Source organism: Ferrovibrio sp. GW821-FHT12E11 (assembly GCF_058806975.1).
The window spans coordinates 2,856,499-2,874,453 of the sequence record NZ_JBXAQG010000001.1; the positions used below are offsets into that span (position 1 = coordinate 2,856,499).

19 protein-coding genes are annotated in these 17,955 nt (G+C 63.8%); 8 read left to right on the forward strand and 11 right to left on the reverse strand.

The annotated features are described in order from the left end of the window. Positions 1–169: 169 nt before the first annotated feature. The 3 genes from AC1ROT_RS14245 to AC1ROT_RS14255 all read right to left on the reverse strand — a co-directional run bounded on the left by AC1ROT_RS14245 (position 170) and on the right by AC1ROT_RS14255 (position 1,971). A complete protein-coding gene (locus tag AC1ROT_RS14245) occupies positions 170–637 on the reverse strand; it encodes a hypothetical protein (protein WP_492971917.1) in 468 nt (155 codons plus the stop codon). Between the two features lie 154 nt (positions 638–791). After that, positions 792–1,340, reverse strand: a complete 549-nt coding sequence (locus AC1ROT_RS14250) for a hypothetical protein (RefSeq protein WP_492971916.1) — start codon at positions 1,338–1,340, stop codon at positions 792–794. Between the two features lie 112 nt (positions 1,341–1,452). Then, complete coding sequence (locus AC1ROT_RS14255) at positions 1,453–1,971, reverse strand: hypothetical protein (protein WP_492999784.1); 519 nt, start codon at positions 1,969–1,971, stop codon at positions 1,453–1,455. 130 nt (positions 1,972–2,101) lie between these two features. On the opposite strand from AC1ROT_RS14255, the gene AC1ROT_RS14260 reads away from it, so the two are divergent. From AC1ROT_RS14260 to AC1ROT_RS14280, 5 genes are all read left to right on the forward strand, one after another. Continuing rightward, on the forward strand, positions 2,102–2,305 hold the full coding sequence (locus tag AC1ROT_RS14260; protein WP_492999786.1) for a hypothetical protein: 204 nt from the start codon (positions 2,102–2,104) through the stop codon (positions 2,303–2,305). Next, a complete protein-coding gene (locus AC1ROT_RS14265; RefSeq protein ID WP_492999788.1) occupies positions 2,283–3,416 on the forward strand; it encodes a pentapeptide repeat-containing protein in 1,134 nt (377 codons plus the stop codon). Before AC1ROT_RS14260 ends, AC1ROT_RS14265 begins: the two co-directional genes overlap by 23 nt. Positions 3,417–3,440: 24 nt before the next feature. Beyond that, entirely contained in the window at positions 3,441–4,088 is a 648-nt protein-coding gene (locus AC1ROT_RS14270; RefSeq protein WP_492971912.1) for a chemoreceptor glutamine deamidase CheD, read from the forward strand. Between the two features lie 21 nt (positions 4,089–4,109). Next, the gene (locus AC1ROT_RS14275; protein ID WP_492971911.1) at positions 4,110–4,661 is read left to right on the forward strand and encodes a response regulator; all 552 of its coding nucleotides are present in this window, start codon (positions 4,110–4,112) and stop codon (positions 4,659–4,661) included. A gap of 106 nt (positions 4,662–4,767) precedes the next feature. Beyond that, on the forward strand, positions 4,768–5,196 hold the full coding sequence (locus tag AC1ROT_RS14280) for a DUF2794 domain-containing protein (RefSeq protein ID WP_492971910.1): 429 nt from the start codon (positions 4,768–4,770) through the stop codon (positions 5,194–5,196). Between the two features lie 70 nt (positions 5,197–5,266). Here the strand turns inward: AC1ROT_RS14280 and AC1ROT_RS14285 are convergent, their stop codons facing one another. The 4 genes from AC1ROT_RS14285 to AC1ROT_RS14300 all read right to left on the reverse strand — a co-directional run bounded on the left by AC1ROT_RS14285 (position 5,267) and on the right by AC1ROT_RS14300 (position 9,291). Then, the gene (locus tag AC1ROT_RS14285) at positions 5,267–5,458 is read right to left on the reverse strand and encodes a hypothetical protein (RefSeq protein ID WP_492971909.1); all 192 of its coding nucleotides are present in this window, start codon (positions 5,456–5,458) and stop codon (positions 5,267–5,269) included. A gap of 137 nt (positions 5,459–5,595) precedes the next feature. Then, positions 5,596–6,909 carry a tetratricopeptide repeat protein gene (locus AC1ROT_RS14290; protein WP_492999789.1) on the reverse strand — a complete coding sequence of 438 codons (1,314 nt, stop codon included), beginning with the start codon at positions 6,907–6,909 and terminating at the stop codon, positions 5,596–5,598. Then, positions 6,910–8,403 (reverse strand): M81 family metallopeptidase, encoded by a 1,494-nt coding sequence (locus AC1ROT_RS14295; RefSeq protein ID WP_492999791.1) that lies wholly within the window; start codon positions 8,401–8,403, stop codon positions 6,910–6,912. Between the two features lie 162 nt (positions 8,404–8,565). Next, positions 8,566–9,291, reverse strand: a complete 726-nt coding sequence (locus tag AC1ROT_RS14300; RefSeq protein WP_492971906.1) for a Bax inhibitor-1/YccA family protein — start codon at positions 9,289–9,291, stop codon at positions 8,566–8,568. Between the two features lie 265 nt (positions 9,292–9,556). Here AC1ROT_RS14300 and AC1ROT_RS14305 point away from each other — a divergent pair, with 265 nt between their 5' ends. Both AC1ROT_RS14305 and AC1ROT_RS14310 read left to right on the forward strand, forming a co-directional pair. After that, positions 9,557–10,762, forward strand: a complete 1,206-nt coding sequence (locus tag AC1ROT_RS14305) for a Bcr/CflA family multidrug efflux MFS transporter (protein WP_492999792.1) — start codon at positions 9,557–9,559, stop codon at positions 10,760–10,762. 87 nt (positions 10,763–10,849) lie between these two features. Next, positions 10,850–11,842, forward strand: a complete 993-nt coding sequence (locus tag AC1ROT_RS14310) for a phytanoyl-CoA dioxygenase family protein (RefSeq protein ID WP_492999793.1) — start codon at positions 10,850–10,852, stop codon at positions 11,840–11,842. 13 nt (positions 11,843–11,855) lie between these two features. Here AC1ROT_RS14310 and AC1ROT_RS14315 read toward each other — a convergent pair whose 3' ends face one another. The 4 genes from AC1ROT_RS14315 to AC1ROT_RS14330 form a co-directional block, all read right to left on the reverse strand. After that, positions 11,856–12,827, reverse strand: a complete 972-nt coding sequence (locus AC1ROT_RS14315) for a GSCFA domain-containing protein (protein WP_492999795.1) — start codon at positions 12,825–12,827, stop codon at positions 11,856–11,858. Between the two features lie 137 nt (positions 12,828–12,964). Continuing rightward, positions 12,965–13,819, reverse strand: a complete 855-nt coding sequence (locus AC1ROT_RS14320; RefSeq protein WP_492999796.1) for a hypothetical protein — start codon at positions 13,817–13,819, stop codon at positions 12,965–12,967. Positions 13,820–13,905: 86 nt separating this feature from the next. Beyond that, positions 13,906–16,416, reverse strand: coding sequence for an ABC transporter permease (locus AC1ROT_RS14325; protein ID WP_492999798.1), 2,511 nt, complete (start codon positions 16,414–16,416; stop codon positions 13,906–13,908). Next, positions 16,416–17,165 (reverse strand): ABC transporter ATP-binding protein, encoded by a 750-nt coding sequence (locus AC1ROT_RS14330; RefSeq protein WP_492999800.1) that lies wholly within the window; start codon positions 17,163–17,165, stop codon positions 16,416–16,418. Before AC1ROT_RS14330 ends, AC1ROT_RS14325 begins: the two co-directional genes overlap by 1 nt. A 34-nt stretch (positions 17,166–17,199) precedes the next feature. On the opposite strand from AC1ROT_RS14330, the gene AC1ROT_RS14335 reads away from it, so the two are divergent. Continuing rightward, entirely contained in the window at positions 17,200–17,865 is a 666-nt protein-coding gene (locus AC1ROT_RS14335) for an arylesterase (protein ID WP_492999802.1), read from the forward strand. The last annotated feature ends 90 nt before the right edge of the window (positions 17,866–17,955 follow it).

Below are 17,955 nucleotides of genomic sequence, written 5' to 3' on the forward strand. Positions count from 1 at the left end.
CGGAGCGAGCGTCGGCCGGTGCTTTTCGGGCTCCGGCCTAGATATTAAGGGCGAGCCTAGCCGAGGGGGCGCTGGGACGGAAGGGGGATGAATCGGAGGTTATCAAAAAACCACAATTTCGCCCGAGGCTTCCGGCCCGGTCGGGCGTTGGCCGCGGGGCGGCGGATGTTTACTGCGGCCGATGCAGGTCGACCGTGCCGTGCTGGCGGGTTTGCAGCACCCGCTTGATCTCGTGATAGCGCTGACGCAACTCTTGGCGGGTGCCGCCGGCCAGCTGGAACATCAGCATTATGGCGCTTTCCAAATCGTCCGCGCAGCGGTCGATACTGTCCAGATCGCCATCGGCCATCTCGGTTTCACCAAGCTGGCGCAAATAATCGGCGATCCACAGGGAATGAACCGCAAGTTGTGACAGCGACAGGCCGTGGAACGTGGTTTCGGTGTTGAAGCGGTCGCTGATGCGGGCGGGTATGACCACCGTCTGCCGGCCGGCCCCTTCGCGCTTCGGGGCGATCGTCTCGATGTCCTCGACATCCACATCGATGATCTGGTCGACGGAACGGGAATGGCTATAGCCGGCGTCATCTGCGCCGGAATCTGCATCACGATCTGCGAACAACCCTTGATCGAAATCCACGGGTGTTCCAATCCCTGAAAAAACCACGGTATCGGTTGGCGAATCGGAGCCATCGCCCGATTCGGTTAGACCTTATCTGTGGGGATTCGGAGGGTCAAGGAAGAACCGCTAGATCGCGGATTCACGTGGCGCTTCGACCACTAGGCCTTGAAAATCAGGCCAGACCGCCGATGCGGGCGCCGGTTTTCAGCACCACCTTCTGCAGGCCGGCCACCAGTTCGCGGCCGATGGCACCGCCATCGCCGCTGATCTTCTGACTCAGCACCACATAGAGCGCATCGATATGGGGCGTCACCACGGCGGCGCTGACGCTCGCCTCGGCGCTGTTGAGACAATGCTCGAGATAGTTGCTCAGGTAATGGGTGATCGTGGTGACCAGCGGATACCCGAAGGTGCCGCCCAGGCCTTTCATGTCCCAGCAGATACGCAGCATCTGCTTGACGCTGTCGCTGTCGTCCAGGCTGGTCTGCTTCAGCGCCTCGAACGAGGCGCGCATGCGGCCGAGATCGTCATCGGCCCACTTGGCGTACATCTTGTGGCCAAGCACCTGGACAGCGATTTCAGCTTCCTTGATGGCTTCCTTGTCAATGCCGCCGGCGCCGACCTTCATCTTGAGGTAATTCGGCGGGGTGACGAATTGCGCTTCGCTCGGCTGTTTCTTGCCGGCGTCGGCGCTGGTCTTGGCGCTGTCGTTGTCAGCCATGCTCTGTATCAACGCTCCTGATGCGGCGGCATAACAGCCACCACGGTAACGCTATCAACGTAAACATCTCGTATTGGAGCCGCAACCGAATACAGGGTTCTCAGCATAGAGATTAAAACAGCTCCACTTCACTCTTACGTGTGGAAGAAGCCTGTGCGGGTGCATCCTCAGGCGGCGTACCCAGCAGATAATGCTGAAAATGCGCCCGCACCTGTTCCAGCGTCTGGCTTGCCACCAGACCTTCGCCCCAGCCGGCGGCCCGCTCGGTCAGACGCGGCGCCCAGTCGCGACCCGACTGGTCCCGGATGATGTCTTCCACGTAGCGCAGGGCATTGATCACATGCTGTTGGCGCTGGCTGCGCAGATCGTCGCTCTGCATCAGGCTGATGACCTCGCCCATCACCGGCGAGCCGGGCAACTGCTTGCCAAGCTCCACCAGCTTGGCCGCGAAGGACTGGGCGTTGGCGCTTTGCACCTTCTGCAGGTCTTCGATTTCTTCCTTCAGGGCGAGCAGCACGAGGGCGATGAAGTCCAGCAATTCGCGTGCGCCAGCCGGCGCAATCCCCGGCGCGTCCATGCCGCTAGGTTGCGTCTTGCGATTGTCCTGCGATGTCGCCGGAGCCTTCCCCATACCCCAATTCTTTCATAAATGCCGCGGATTTGCACCCATCCCTGCCGGCAAGCTGCTGATATCTTTCTGTTTATCTCGCCCTTCGGTATTACGACTGCTGGTTGTCGCAGCCAAGGCGTTTCCGGCGTGCATGACCAGACTGGACAATGCCGGCGGGGAATGGAAATTAAAAGCTGATAACCAGTCGCCGCAAGCATATGTCCGCTATGGAAAACATGCTAACTACCTGATCGAACAGGGGGCCGCGAGCGGATATGGATCCGATCGATATCAAAGAGATGTTGCATCACCATCATCTCTGGCTAAAGGGAATGCCAACGGGGAAGCCGGCTGATTTTTCCAGCCGCGATCTCAGCGGGGCCGATCTTTCGGGCGCCGATCTGCGGCGCGCGTCCTTCCGCATGGCCAATCTCAGTGGCGCTAAGCTGGTAAAGACCTTGCTGCTGCAATGCGATCTCTTCAAGGCCGACCTGTCGGGCGCTGATCTCAGCGATGCCGATCTCACGCGCGCCGACCTGCGCGGGGCGACGCTGGAGCAGGTCAACATGGCCGGCGCCAATCTGACCGGCGCCAACTTCCGCCGTGGCCTGGAACTGGGGCAAAATGCCGCCGAAGGCGTGGAAGTGCTGCGCCAGAACGTCACCGGCAGCAATTTTGCCGGCGCCACCATGGTTGGCGTCGATGCCCTGGGGGCCGATTTCAGCGGCAGCAACCTGGCCGGCGCGAACCTGCAGGATGCGGCCTTGACCGACTGCCAGATGGTCAGCACCGATCTATCGGGGGCCGATCTGGGCGGGGCGACGCTGGCCGGCGCCAACCTTGTCGGTGCCGAGCTGAGCGGGGCCAATCTGGCTGGCGCGACGCTGCAGGGCGCCAATCTGACCGATGCCCATCTGCATGGCGTCGACCTCACCGATGTCGAGACCTTCGGCGCCAATGTCATCATGGCGAATATGGCGCCCGAGACCGCGGCGGCAGCGCCCAAGCCCATGACCGAAGCGGAAATCCGCACGGCGCTGACCGACCACAAGAACTGGGTTGGCGGCGGCGATGGCCGGCCGGCCAACCTGCGTGGCCAGGATCTGAGCGGTTTCGATCTCAGCGGCCTCGATCTCTCCGGCATCAAGTTGCGCGGTGCGGCGCTGCGCGATACCCGGCTGGACAATGTGACCTTCCAGTTCGCCGATCTGTCCGGCGTCGATCTGCGCGGCAGCGCCGCCAATGGTGCAACCTTTGCCGGTTGCAACCTGACCGGGGCCGACCTGCGCAACAGCCGCCTGACCGGCTGCCGCTTCGGCAGCGCCGAAATCATCAGTCCGAAGGGCGAGCAGACCGGTCGCAGGATTTACACGGACCTCTCGGGGGCCCGTCTGAATGGGGCCGTTCTGGAGGGGGTCGACTGGGGCGACGCGATCCTCCATGACGCCAGCGGCCTTGAACCATGACCGGCCGATGGCCATGATGGCCCGATGAGCACGACGCCTGGCAGCATCCTGCGACGTCCCCCGACCGCCGATGGCGGCGCTTCGGGCGACCGCCGGCGTTATTACGACCCGATTCTGAAGGTGAATGTCGTCCAGGTTTTCCAGGGCGACTTTTTCGTCTCGACTCGCGAAGGTGAGATGCTGGCCACGGTTCTGGGCTCCTGTGTTGCCGCCTGTATCCGCGATCCGGTGGCCGGCGTCGGCGGCATGAATCACTTTCTGCTGCCCGATAAGGGCGGAGACACCAATCCAGATTTGCCGTTTTCCGCCTCTTTGCGTTACGGTAGCTACTCCATGGAGCAGCTGATCAACGGAATCCTCGGTGCCGGCGGACGGCGTGAACGCCTCGAAGTGAAAATCTTCGGTGGCGCCAACGTGCTGGCCGGCCTGCGTGGCATCGGCCATCAGAATGCCGACTTCGTCGAACGCTATCTGAAAGCCGAAGGCTTCCGGATCATGGGCGCCGATCTGCGCGGCACGCTGCCGCGCAAGGTGCAGTATTTCCCCTCCACCGGCGTGGTCCGCATGAAGCAGATCGAAGACGCCAGTGCGAAGGCGGTGTTCCAGCGCGAGAGCACCAAGAAGATCACTGCCGTCCAGTCGACGGCAGGCAGCATCGAATTGTTTGACTGATCCGCGCGGTCGTATTCGGTTATGGCTTACAAACTCAATAACGTTGCAGTGCTGGTGGTCGACAGCAACCACAACCACATGCAGCTTATCAAAGAGGTTTTGCGACCGCTTGGCGTGACGCGCATTGCGGAATGCATGAATGCCAAGGATGCGCTCACCTATCTCGAAAACAACGTCGTCGACATCATTTTCACCGAATGGCACATGGACGGTGAAATGGATGGCCTCGGCTTCGTCGAGTGGGTGCGCAAGAATCCGGCCTCCAAGAATGTCTTCGTGCCAATCGTCATGGTGACGGCACAGTCGGAAGAGTGGAAGGTGATGAAGGCCCGCGATGTCGGCGTCACCGAATTCCTGGTCAAGCCGTTTTCGGCCAAGACCATGGCCCGGCGCATCACGGTGGTGGTCGAGAATCCACGGCAGTTCGTGCGTACCGACGACTTCTTCGGCCCCGACCGCCGCCGCCACCGGGTGTCCAACTACACCGGCGAAGAACGCCGCAAGGACATGATGGAAAAGGGCGATCAGCAGATGAGCGACGATGCCGTCGAGCGGCTGCTGAACGAAATCTGACCCGTCCTTAACCGGGCCGGCGGTGCAATCCCGGCTTGACGCATCGTCGGCGCGGGACCAAGATTCAGACCAGACAGAGTCCTTTCGGGAGGTCAGTCGTTTCGGCATGAGCGAGGTCGTTGCCTTGCATCAGTTCCGGCATTCGATGCCAACGGAATCCGCGTCGCAGAGCGCGGGTCCTGGTGCGGATGCAAAGCTGATCGTCGCCAGAAGCACCGATCCCCGGCCGGCGGTAGAGCCGGCCGTATTTTTTGACCGCCGCGAATTCAGCCTGATCCTCAATCTGTATGCCCGCATGGTGGGGATGGGCGAGTGGCGCGACTATGCCATCGGGCATGACCGCGACAGCTGCAGTTTTGCGGTCTTCCGCCGCAGCGCCGACGGCGCGCTCTACCGTATCGTCAAGACGCCGAAGCTGGCGCGCAAGCAGGGAGCTTTTGCCATCCTCGGCCAGGGCGGCCGCATCCTGCGCCGCGGCCGCGAACTCGGCGTCATGCTGCGCTACTTCGAACCCAAGCGCGAAGCGGCGCTGTAGGCTGCAGAACAGAAAAAGGCCTCCGCCACAGGGCGGAGGCCTTTCCAGGGTCTGGATAGCTGTAAGGCGATTAGGCCTTCTTGGCCTTCTTCGCCGGCTTGGCGGCAGCCTTCTTCTCACCGGTCTTCTTCTTCTCAGCCTTCTTCTTGGCAGGCTGAGTGGTCTGCGCTTCGGCAGCCGGGGCGAAAGCAGGGGCAACAGTGCCGGCCAGGAAGCCAGCCATGACGAAAGCAGCGGCGAAAGTCTTGAAGCGGGTCAACATCGGGGTCCATCCCTTGAACAGTGCTGCATGCATGCCAGCGAATCGGCAGGCTGCATCGTGTTCATTCTTGCGCCTGTCTTCGGCGGACGGCAATGGTCGATATTTTAGCTGCGACACTCTGTCGATTTACGGGAAATTTATATTTGCGTGACTGCAGCGAGTTCGCGTCGATGCTTGGCCACTGTCGGACGCTCGGCGAGGCGCTGTTCGAAATGCGGCTTTACGGCGGCAAACTCGCCAGCTTTCGCACCGGCATGCAGCCACAGCTGCCAGAACAGATCGCGCTGCGCATGACTGCCGCCGATCTGCTGCAGGCCGTGCAGGGCTGGAGGTAATTTTTCAAACACCTCGCGCCAGGCGCCGCGGCCATAGGCGGTGACGCCTTCAGCGAGCGGCAGACCAACACTGCGCCAGATACGGCCGTTCAGATGGTCGGGCTGTGCCGCGACATGCGCACGCAGGCTATCGAGCATCTGCTGTGCGGCCGCGCCTCGTCCCGCTCGGCTCAGGCCCAGCAGGTAATGCGCATCGAGGAAGGGTTCGACATGCTCGGGCCCGCGGCGCTCCAGATAGTCGGCGACGTCCTGCCAGCGCTCGCCGACACCGAGGCCGGCGATCTCCAGCCGCGCCAGCAGAGCCACGGCGTTGACCTGGTCCTGGCTGTACTCTTTCCATACGCCCCAGACCTGCGCGTCATAGAGCCGCAGGGCTTCCTCCGGCCGGTCGCTGTCGATGGCGAACAACCCGACATGCCACCAGTTGTGGCTGCGCATGAAGGAGTTCTTGTCGACCCAGGTATCGGCCAGCGCCATCATGGTCTCCAGGCCTTCGGCGCACCGGCCCTGGGTTTCCATGACATGGGCCAGCGCATGATGCGCCCAGGGTTCGGCGCGCTGGAGGCTGATGGCATGGCGGGCGGCAGCTTCCGCCTCGTCCAGCCGGTTCATCTCCTCCAGCCCGAAGGCCAGCATGCCGTGCATTTCGGCGACATCGCAGTGATGGGGCAGGGCGGCTTCGGCGATGCGCAGCATGCCGGCCAGGTCGCCGACATGGAACATGTGGAACTGCGTCATCTTTACGGCGGCCAGATCCTGCGGCCAGCGCGCGGCGATGGTGCCGCACAGATCCATCGCCCGTTCGGCATCGCCGGCCGCCCAGGCGCTTACCTGGGCATGCCACAGCCGTTCGCGTTCGGCTGCCCTGGCCAGATGCGGTTCAGCCGTTGCCAGCCACGGCCGGGCTTTCGCCACCGACTGCCCGGTCTGAAGGAACAGCTCCAGCGCTGCGGCCTTGGCCTGCGCCATCACGCAGGCCGGATCGGCTTTGGCCGCCTCCCAGATCGCGGCCGCCGTGGTGCCATAGGTGAGGAAGCTGGTGTCGAAGGTATCCAGGCCTTCGATCACAGCCGGATTGTCGGTGGCGACGTCGAGGCCCCAGCGGTCTTTCAGCATTTATTTCGCGGCATCCTGCCAGTCGTTGATCTTGTCCAGCGGATAGATCGGCCGGCGCACATTCTTGTAGTCGATGATGCTGTTGTCCGAGGTGGTGACGCCTTCGCCGTCCAGGGTGAAGGTTGCTTTTGCAAGCGGGGCGAAGCCGGCGCGGTAATGGATGCGGGACTTCAGCAGCAGGTAGCGCTTGTGTTCGGGTTCGATGCCGACCGAGCGGAACACGCCGGTATCCCAGGGCTCATGATGCCGCGAGACCACAACAATCTGCATCCGGCCCTCGACTTCCAGCACGGCGGTCGGCCCCATCATGACTTTGTAGCCCGTATACATCGGGCCGCGCACGACCCATTCGCCGTCAGTGATGGTGCGCACCCTGCCGGTCAGCGTCAGCGGCTTGCCCTTGAGCTTGAGCGACGGCATCTCGCTCTTGCCGCCCAGCGCCAGCGTCACGGTCGCGCCAACGCCGGCCTTGCTCATGATCTGCACGGCCTCCGGGTCCCAGACAGCGCCGACGGCGACATCCTCCAGGCCCTGTTTCAGCACTTCCGCGATCACCATCATCACATCCTGGGTGCCGCCGGAGCCGCAATTGTCGGCGTGGTCCAGCAGGATCACCGGGCCATCCTTGATCTTCTTGGCCTTGGCCACGGTCTCGGCCAGGTCGCGGTGCTGGTAGACATGGATGTCGCGCTTGTCCCAGACCTGCGCTGCGATGCGGTCGGCGCTGGCATCCGCCTCGGCCTGGTCCCGACCGACCGTGATGACGGTCGTGCCGGCATCGCGGATATCGGCCATGGCAAAGCCGCCAAAGACGCTGGCGCAGGGCAGGCCCTTCGCTTCTTCGTCAATGCAGGCCTGGATCGCCGATTTCATCGGCTCGTCATCGGTGCCCTGGCAGAGCGTCTGCGACAGCAGGGGCAGTTGGCGCAGGGCCATCGCCGGTTTCGGTCCCTTGCCGGCAATGAAGGGCATCACCACGCGGCCGACCTGGCCGGCCACCACATCCATATCGACATGCGGATAGGTCTTGTAGCCGATCAGCGCCGTGCAGTTGGCCACCATCTTGGGCGTCAGATTGCAATGCAGGTCGAGCGTCACGGCAATCGGCAGATCGGGGGCGATCTGGCGGATCTGTTCCAGCAGCGTGCCTTCGCCGTCTTCCAGGCCCTCCACCACCATGGCGCCATGCAGGTCGAGCAGGCAGCCGTCGCAGCCGGCGCGCACCGCCTCCAGGATCGGATCGGTCAGGCGCTTCCAGGCATCCTTGGTGACCAGGCCGCCCGGCATCGCCTCGGCCGCCATCGGCAGCACCACCTCGGCGCCGTAGTCCTTCGCCAGGTTCAGGTAGACGCCCAGCGGCATGTTGGTCTTGGCATAGGCATCGATAGCGGCCTGTCCGGTATAGAGGCCCCAGGATTCGAAGCGGGCAAAGTCGGTGACAATCGGCGAGAAGGTGTTGGTCTCGTGCTTCACCATCGCGAGGACAAGCTTCATGGGGCGGGGCTCTCTTGCTGGGCTGAGTAATTCGTAGGCAGACGAACGAAAGCTTAAAACCGCGCCACCGGCTTTGTCACGTTGGATACGACGCTTCAGGCAAAGAAAAAGCCCCGGCAGTTGCCTGCCGGGGCTTTCCGTGTTTCGGCGGTTAAACCGAAATCATTCGTTCTTCTGGCCGAACAGGTTGAGCAGGGCCATGAAGATGTTGAGGAAGTTCACGTAGAGCGAGGTGGCGCCGAAGACGGCCTGCTTGGTCTGCAGGTCGGCCGGGTCGCCCTCGTAGAACTCCGACTTGATGCGTTGCGTGTCGAAGGCGGTCAGGCCGGTGAAGACCAGAACCGTGATCGCCGAGATGGCGAACTGCAGCACGCTGGAGCCCAGGAAGATGTTCACGATGCTGGCGATCATCAGGCCGATCACGCCCATGAACAGGAACGTGCCCATGCCGGTCAGGTCACGCTTGGTCGTATAACCCCACAGGCTCATCGCGCCGAACATCGCGGCGGTGATGAAGAAGATGCGCAGGATCGAGGTGCCGGTGTAGACCATGAAGATGGTCGACAGCGACAGGCCCATCGCGGCGGTGAAGGCCCAGTAGAGGCCCTGCACGGCGCCAGCCGACAGCTTGTTGGCGCCGAAACTCATCACCAGCAGCAGGCCCAGCGGGGCGAGCATCACCACGAAGGCGAGGCCGCCTGAGAACAGGGTGCTCATCAGGGCAGGGGATTGCGACACCACCAGGGCCACGATGGCGCTCAGCGCCAGACCGGAACCCATGTAATTGTAGACCCGCAGCATGTAGCTGCGCAGGGCCTCATCGACCACCGCACGGTCGATAGTGGTGGCGCCGTAGCCATAACGGGGCTGGTTGAACGGCGTCGACATAGGTGTGCCTCCTCAGACAATGGTTGTGTTGAGCATATTGTCAGCGCCGGAGCGGATTTCAAGCATAACCTCCGCATAAAATTCCCATATAAGTCATTCATAAATCGTCCATTCTTACCCCACCCCTAGCCAAAGCGGCCGCCGGCCCCTGCCGGTGGTGTGATTGCCGCCCTCGTCAGCCTGCCTCCGATGCCGTATGACTGGGGTCTCCCAGACGTTCTCCCAAGATTCATCGGCGGAAAACCGCCGCTTTGCAGAGATTTCCATGGCCGATTCGATCCGCATCCAGCCCCATAGTCCCGGGGGCCTGTGGCGCCTGACCCTCATTCTGGGGGCGCTCAGCGCCTTCACGCCGCTGGCGGTGGACATGTATCTGCCTGGCCTGCCGGCGCTGGAGCGGGCGCTGGCCACCGATGCCGGCCGGGTCCAGCAGACGCTGTCGCTGTTTTTCCTCGGCCTCGCCATCGGCCAGCTTTTCTACGGCCCGATCAGTGATCGTTTCGGCCGCCGCGCGCCGCTGGTGATCGGCAACCTGCTCTATATCGGCGCCTCCGTCGCCTGCGCGCTGGCGCCCAATATCGATGCGCTGATCGCGGCACGTTTCGTCCAGGCCTTCGGCTCCTGCGCCGGCCTGGTCATCTCGCGCGCCATGGTGCGCGACCTGTTCGAGCCGCGGGAAGGCGCCCGCGTCATGTCGCTGCTGATGCTGGTGATGGGTGTCGCCCCGATCCTGGCGCCGCTGCTCGGCGGCTATGTGCTGGTCTGGTTCGACTGGCATGCGATCTTCTGGTTCCTGGCGATCTTTGCCGCCGTGGTGATGCTGGCCGGCCGGCTGTGGCTGCCGGAGACTCATGTGGCGCATCCCGAAGCGCGCCTGACCATCGGTTCGGCGCTGCGCAATTACAGCGAACTGCTGCGCCAGCGCCGCTTCATGGGCTACACGCTTGCATCAAGTCTGGGCATGGGCGGCCTGTTCGCCTATATCGCCGGCTCGCCCTTCATTTTCATCGACCTGTTTCACGTTTCGCCGCAAACCTATGGCTGGATCTTCGGCATCAACGCCGTGGGCATCATCGGCTTCTCGCAGGTCAACCGCAGCCTGCTGCGCCGCTTCACCCTCGACGAGGTGCTGATCGTCGGGGTCTGCATCATGGCGGCATCGGGCCTGGTGCTGCTGGCCATGACCTATTTCCAGATCGGCGGCATCTTCGGCCTGTGGCTGCCGCTGTTCGTTTATATCGCCAGTCTGGGCGCCGTATTGCCCAATGCGGCGGCCAGCGCGATGGCCGGCGAGGCGCGCCGGGCCGGTACGGCCGCGGCGCTGATGGGGACGCTGCAGTTCCTCAGCGGCGCCGTCACCAGCGGTCTGGTCGGCGCCCTGAATAACGGTACGGCACTGCCGATGGCGGTGATTGTCGGCCTGTCCGGTCTCTGCGGCCTGATCGCGCGTTTGGTGCTGGTGCGCGCGTAACCTTCGTCCGGCCGATAATGTTTTCCAATTGCGCGGCTCTGCGTTTATGATTCTGGTGTTTCGCCAGGTCAGAAAGAGTTCGTTCATATGGAACCGACGGCATCGTCAGCGCAGTTTTCCCCCGGGCAGATCGATCGCGTGTTCCGCGGCACGATCCGCAGACTGCGCCCGATCGTGGCCTCCGCCCCCGCGCTGATGAGCCAGACGGCCGACACGATTGTTGCCGATCTGCGCAACACCTTTCCCGATCTGGCGCCAGCCGTGTCACCGCCCGGTGGTGACGCCGGCGAATTCATTCAGCAGGGCCGGCTGCAGTTTGGCGTCAAGGTCGAAGCGGACAAGCTATCCGCGATCCGCGATTACCTGCTGAGCCGTCCGGTCGAATTCCAGGATGAAGCCCATAAGGCGATGGGAACCGGACAGGCTCTGGAACCGCCGCCGCTGGCGTTCCTGGGCGAGCATGATGTCACCGATGTGCTGCATTGCCCGCATCTGATCGATATCGCCAACGATCCAGCGATCCTGTCGGTGGTGCGGGCCTATCTGGGCTTTGAGCCGATCATCGATGCCTATATGGCCTGGCATTCCTATGCGGGGCGTCAGGCGGCGGGCAGTCCGCAGATTCTGCATCGCGACAAGGACTGCTTCCGTTTTTGCAAGCTGTTCCTTTACCTGAGCGATGTCGACGAAGATTCCGGCCCGCATGTCTACCTGCCCGGTTCGCATCGGCCGGACGGTTTCGAGCAGCTGTACCGGATGTCGACGACTGACGGGCATAATCCGATGCAGTTCTTCGCCGGCGGCCAGCGCAACCATGCGGCCTATCTGGAAAAGGTCTTCGCAAACCGGTTCGAGCATTTTGTCGGCCCGGCAGGATCGACCTTCCTGGTGAACACCTACGGTCTGCATAAGGGCATGCCGCCGAAGTCACGCAATCGCATGCTGTTCCAGGTGCTTTATACGCTGCTGCCCTATAGCGACCTGGCGTCTGGCCGCGAGCGTCTGGCCGTAAAGGATCTGCCGGTGGCCTCCGCGCCGACGGCAGACTTCCTCTACCGCAACCAGCTATTCCTGCGCTGAGGGTTGCGTTGGATCAGGATGCGGGGGCGCTCTGCGCCGCGGCATCCGCCGGTGCCAGGAAGGCCTCCATGAACTGCGACATGATGCTTTCCACCTTGGCCGGCAGCACATGGCGGCCGTCTTCGTGGAAGGCCTGGGGATCGTACTGGCACAGTTCGAAGGACGGGAAATAATGGACATTCGGGAAGTCGCGGACGATCTGGGCGGCGACGGCGCGCAGGATTGCCTTGCTCTCCGAATTGGCAATGGCGATATCGAGTGGCGTGAAGGTGCGGTGCAGGGCAATCGGCGACACCGTCAGGAAGATGTTGCGATTGGGGAAGGCGTTGAAATATAGCGTGCAGAGCTTCCGCATATTCTTCAGATTCTGCTCGTAGGTGGTCCCAAAAGCCTTGCAGCCGAAGAAATCCTTCGAACGCAGCTTGGTCGGCGCTTCGCAGACGTAACGTCCGGTCGGCGAACGCCAGACCTCCGTCAGGCCCATAGTCAGCACCATCACGTCGGCGGTCATGATGCCTTCACGCAGGGCATCTTCCATCAGCTTGCGCAGCGCCAGGATGTCTTCGAGGCTGTGGGCGAAAAGCCGGCGCTTGAACGGCTCCTGGAAGATCGGATTCCGCTGGCCGTCGCTCGTCTTCTGCACAGCGGCCCAGACTTCGGAGGGATCGTGCTGCCACAGGCCGAAAGCCTTCTCGAATTCCTGCAGCATCGAGAAGGTGGTGTAGAACTGCCAGTGCACGCGTTCGTCATAGTCGCCCCAATGGCCGGTTGGCTCATGGGAAGCAGGCGAGACATGCTTATGGAACTGCGGATTGGTTGCCGGATAAATCGTGAAGTTGCGCTTTTCCAAGGCATGCCGGATTTCGTTGGCAAAGCAGCTGCCCATGGTGAAGACGCGATCCGTGGGGCGAATGAGCGGCTTGGCGTCGACGCCAATGGCCTTGCTCCTCATGAATTCGTCCCAGATGCGATTGCGATGGGCCATGGTCAAACCTGCGGGCATTCTCAAATATGATGAGAATAATCGCGCTTTCTGCTTTCGGAGAGGTTAACGGCACAGAGCGCTGCCGCGTTCGCCTCCCGGGAAACGCAGCCGGTCACCGGCATGGATGTTGGCCCTGATTAACGGGCCGGGCGCCAGCGGATGGCGGTGAGCGGCAGGTCGGGCCGGAAGGCGCCGAAATGAACGGCCTCTTCCTCGATGACGATGCGGCCGGCCTTGGCCAGGGCATGCAGTTCCGCCACCAGATTCTGGTTGTAACCCTTCTGGGACACCGACTTGCGCATTAGCTGGTCGATCTCCGTTGCTTTCGCATCGGCATCCGGCGGCAGGGGATACTGCCAGCCGATCGGCTCGATATGCAGCACCGAGCCGAGATTTGGCAGGGCCAACAGGTTGTCGAAGAACGACGTCGGGATATAGGTGATCTGTTCGATGGCGAGGCAGGTGAAGACGAACAGCCTTTTGCTGCTGGCGAATTCGGCAAGCGTATCGGTATAGAAGTCGAAGCTGGCCGAGCGGAACTTCATGTTCGGCGCAAAGCTGGCCAGACGGTCGGCGCAGTCACGGCCGGCCGAGGTGTACTCCAGCCCGTGGTACGTCGCATCGGCCGGTGCGCCGGTCAGCCACAGGGTGAAGAGATTGGCGCCGTAACCGCTGCCCAGCTCCAGGATATCGCTGGTGCCTTCAGGCATGGCGCGGAACATGTGCCAGAATTTCTGGATATCGAACAGGTTGAGCGACAGCTGCTGGTCCTGCACCTGCCCCACGGCATTGGTCCCTGCGATGCGGTAACCGAACCGCTGCAGCATGGCGAGGGCGGCCTCGGTCGAGCCGATCTGCCGGGTGGCGGTCACCAGACGCGACAGGTCGGTTTCGCCCTTCTCGATCAGGGACTCGATCAGGGTGCGAGTCTGGCTCCAGTGGCCCTGATACAGGCCGCCGGAAACGTTTTTGCGATCAGGAACGCCAGCCACAGAATTTCCCCTTTGCGGATTGCCGGCAAAGTCTGGCACGGAAGCGTTAACGCAATATTCTCAGGCCGGCGGATTATCCGGCTGTATCAGGCCGTTCGCAGCAGGGGGGCGGGTTTGGCGGCCAGCGCCTGCCAGGCGCCGGCCAGACCCAGCACCAGGGTGGCAGCGACGCCGCCCAGGGCTGTAGTGGCCGCCACGCCGGGCGCGAAGACGAAGGTGGCATTCATCATCAATGTCACCATGGCCCAGGCGGCGAGCCAGCCCAGCCCGAACGCCAGCAGGGCGCCGATCAGGCCGACACTGCCGTATTCGATCAGATGCGCGGTGATGATGTCGCGCCGTGTGGCGCCCAATGCCTTGAGGATCGCGCCCTCCTTCAGGCGGCGGCGGTGTTCCGCTGCCAGTGCACCGGCCAGCACGATCAGACCGGCGATCAGGGTGACGCCGGCGGCGCCGCGCACGGCGCTGCCCAGCTTCTGCACGATGGCGTTCAACTCGGTCAGCACGTCTTTCATGCGCACCACGGAGATGCCGGGGAAGCGCTGGGTGACGGCACGGAACAGCGCGGTCTCCGCCGCTGGCGGCGCTTTCACGGTGGCGAGGAAAGTATGCGGCGCACGTTCCAGCAGGCCGGGCGAGAAGACCAGCACGAAGTTGATGCCGAAGGAACTCCAGTCGAGCCGGCGGATGCTGGCGACCTCGGCCTCGATGTCACGGCCCAGCACATTCACGGTCAGCTTGTCGCCGAGGCCGACATTCAAGCCCTGCGCGGCTTTTTCCTCGATGGAGATCAGCGGCGGACCGTCATAGTCGGGCTTCCACCACTGGCCCTGCAGCAAGGTTGAGCCGGCGGGCAGGTCGCGCGCATAGGTCAGGCCGCGGTCGCCCTGCAGCACCCAGCGCTGTTCGGCCGAAACCTCCACCTGTTCGGCCGGTACGCCCTTCACGGCGCTGATGCGGCCGCGCAGATTGGGCACGGTTTCCAGGTCGCGCGCACCCGGCGTGGCATTCACGGTGGCGCGGAAGTCGTCCATCTGGCCGGGCTGGATATCGACAAAGAAGAAGGCCGGCGCTTCGTCGGGCAGGCGGTCTTCCACCTGCGCGTGCAGGTTGCTCTCCACCAGGGCGATCGCCACAAGCAGCGTGAGCGACACTCCCAGCGACAGCAGCAGCGCCGCCGTCGCCGCACCGGGGCGATGCAGGCTGGCCAGTGCGAGTTTCAGCCGCACGGCGCGCGGCGGCCGGATGCGCTTGGCAACGGCAGCCACGCCGCTGGCGATCAGGCGGAACAGCACGAAGGCGATCATGGCGCTGACCACGAAGGCCAGTGCGAAGCGGCGTTCCTCGGTGCCCAGCACGGCCAGCGCCGCCAGGGCGACAAACAGGACCAGCGTGGTGACGACATAGACCGGGCGCGGCCAGCGGCCGCCCGGCGCCACCAGGTCGCGATAGAGCGCGGCCGGGCGGATATCGGCGGCACGCGCCAGCGGCCAGATGGTGAAGGCCAGCGCCACCAGCAGGCCGTAGGTGGCGGCCATGGCCAGCGGCTGCCAGTACAGGCCAGCCACCAGGGGCAGGGGCAGGATTTCGGCCAGCGCACTGGCCGCCAGGTTCGGAATCGCGGCGCCGAAGATCAGGCCGAGCAGGATGCCGAAGGCCGCCAACAGCAGCGTCTGCCAGAGGTAGACGCGGAAGATCAGGCCCGTGGTTGCCCCCAGGGATTTTAACGTCGCAATGGTGGGTGTCTTGCCGTCCAGATGGGCATGCACGGCATTGGCGACGCCGACGCCACCGATCAGCAGCGCGGTGAGGCCGACCAGCACCAGGAACAGCGAGGCGCGATCGAGGAAGCGGCGCACGCCGGGGCTGCCTTCCTTCCAGTCGCGGATGCGCCAGCCTGACGCGGCATAGTCTTTCTGCGCCACCTCCTGCACCTGCGGTGCACTCAGCTCTGGCCGCAGCTTCACGCGGTAATGCCAGTAGGCCAGCGTGCCGGGCTGCACCAGCTTGGTGGCGTCCAGTGCTTCAAGCCCGATCAGCACGCGCGGGCCCAGTGTCAGGCCTTCCGTGGCGCGGTCGGGTTCGCGCGCGATCACCGCGCGGATTTCAAAGGTCTGCTCGCCAATGGTCAGGCGGTCGCCGACCTGCGCGTCGAGCCGGATCAGCGCCTGCGGATCGACGGCGGCGCCGGGCAGGCCGTTCTGCGCGGCCAGCAGGGTTTCAAGTTTGCCGGGCTGTTCAAGCTCGAGGCTGCCATAGAGCGGATAGGCGGCATCGGCAGCCTTCAGCTCGATCAGGGTGCGCTGGTCGCTGCGCAGGCTATGCGCCATCGCGCGCATCTGCGCGGTTTCGGACACGCCACCCTGGCGTTGCAGGAAGTCGCGCTCCTCGGGCGTGGCGCCGCGATGGGTCAGGCGGAATTCCAGATCGCCGCCCAGCAGGCTGCGGCCGTCGCGTTCCAGGCCGGTGACGATGGAAGATGACAGCGTGCCGATGCCGGCGATCACCGCGACGCCAAGGCTGAGACAGGCCACGAACAGACGGAAGCCGCGCAGGCCGCCGCGCAGTTCACGCAAGGCAAAACGCAGCGACAGCATCAGTCGGCCGCCTGGGTCTGTACAATCCGCCCGGTGCCGGGCGCAATGCTTTTGACGCGGCCATCCTCGATCCGCACCACCCGGTCGCAAAGCGCGGCCAGGGTTTCATCATGGGTGATCAGGATCAGCGTGGATTGCAGGCGCGCGGCCTCGCCGAACATCAGGTCGATGATGGCATGGCCGGTGCTGCCGTCCAGATTGCCGGTCGGTTCGTCGGCCAGCAGCAGGGCCGGGCGCGGGGCGACAGCGCGGGCCAGCGCCACGCGCTGCTGCTCGCCGCCCGAAAGCTGGGCCGGATAATGGGTCTCGCGATGGCCCAGGCCCACCTGCGCCAGGGCAGCGCGGGCGCGGTCGGTGGCATCGCGCAGGCCGGCCAGTTCCAGTGGCACGGCCACATTCTCGATGGCGGTCATGGTCGGGATCAGATGGAAACTCTGGAACACGATGCCGACGCGGTTGCGGCGCCACAGCGCCAGCTTGTCCTCGTTCAGGCCGTTCAGGTCGGCGCCGGCGACATGCACCGTGCCGCCGCTCACCCGCTCCAGGCCGGCCAGCACGGCCAGCAGGGTGGACTTGCCCGAGCCCGAGGGGCCGACGATGCCGATACGCTCGCCGGCCTGTACCGCCAGATCGATGCCGCGCAGGATATTGACCGGCCCGGCCGTGCTGGCGAGAGTGAGCTTCACATCGTTCAGGCGAACGACTATCTCACGCTCGGCTGCGGGCGGGGTCGCGCTGGGTGACGCCATCAGGGTTTGGTCCTTAAAGTCAGGAAGGCAGATCGTGAAGTTACACGAAAGATATGGGCTTTTCCGGCGCTGCCGCAATGTTGCTGGCCTGCTGGCGGTGATGCTGGTCACGCTGATGTGCGCTGCCTCGATCGACGCACAGGCCGCGCCGGCCCGTCTGCTGGTCTTCGGCGACAGCCTGGTGGCGGGCTATAACCTGCCGCCCGACGCCTCCTACCCGGCACAGCTCGACAAGGCCCTGAAGGCGCGTGGCATTGCCGATGTCACGGTGCTGAATGCCGGCGTTTCCGGCGATACCACGGCTGCGGCCCTGGCGCGGCTCGACTGGGCGCTGGCCGAGAAACCGACCCATGTGCTGGTCGAACTGGGCGCCAACGACATGCTGCGGGGCCTGGCGCCCGAGCAGGCACGGACCAACCTGGATGCCATCGTGGCCAGGCTGAAACAGGCCAATCTGCCGGTGCTGCTGGCCGGCATGCTGGCGGCGCCCAATCTGGGTGCGGATTATGGCCGCAAGTTCAACGCCATCTACCCGGATCTGTCACAAAAGCATGGCTTGCCGCTCTATCCGTTCTTCCTCGATGGCGTGGCCGGCGAGGCGAAGCTGAATCTGAGCGACGGCATCCATCCGACCCGTGAGGGCGTCGCCGTGATTGTCGAGCGCACCATGCCCCACATTTTGCGGTTCCTGGGGCGTTGACCTCAATTCGTTGTTGAAATGGCCGAGTCCTGCCGACAATATGGGCTGCCGGCAAAACAGCCGGCCTGTTTCGCTGTTTCGGGAGTTTTG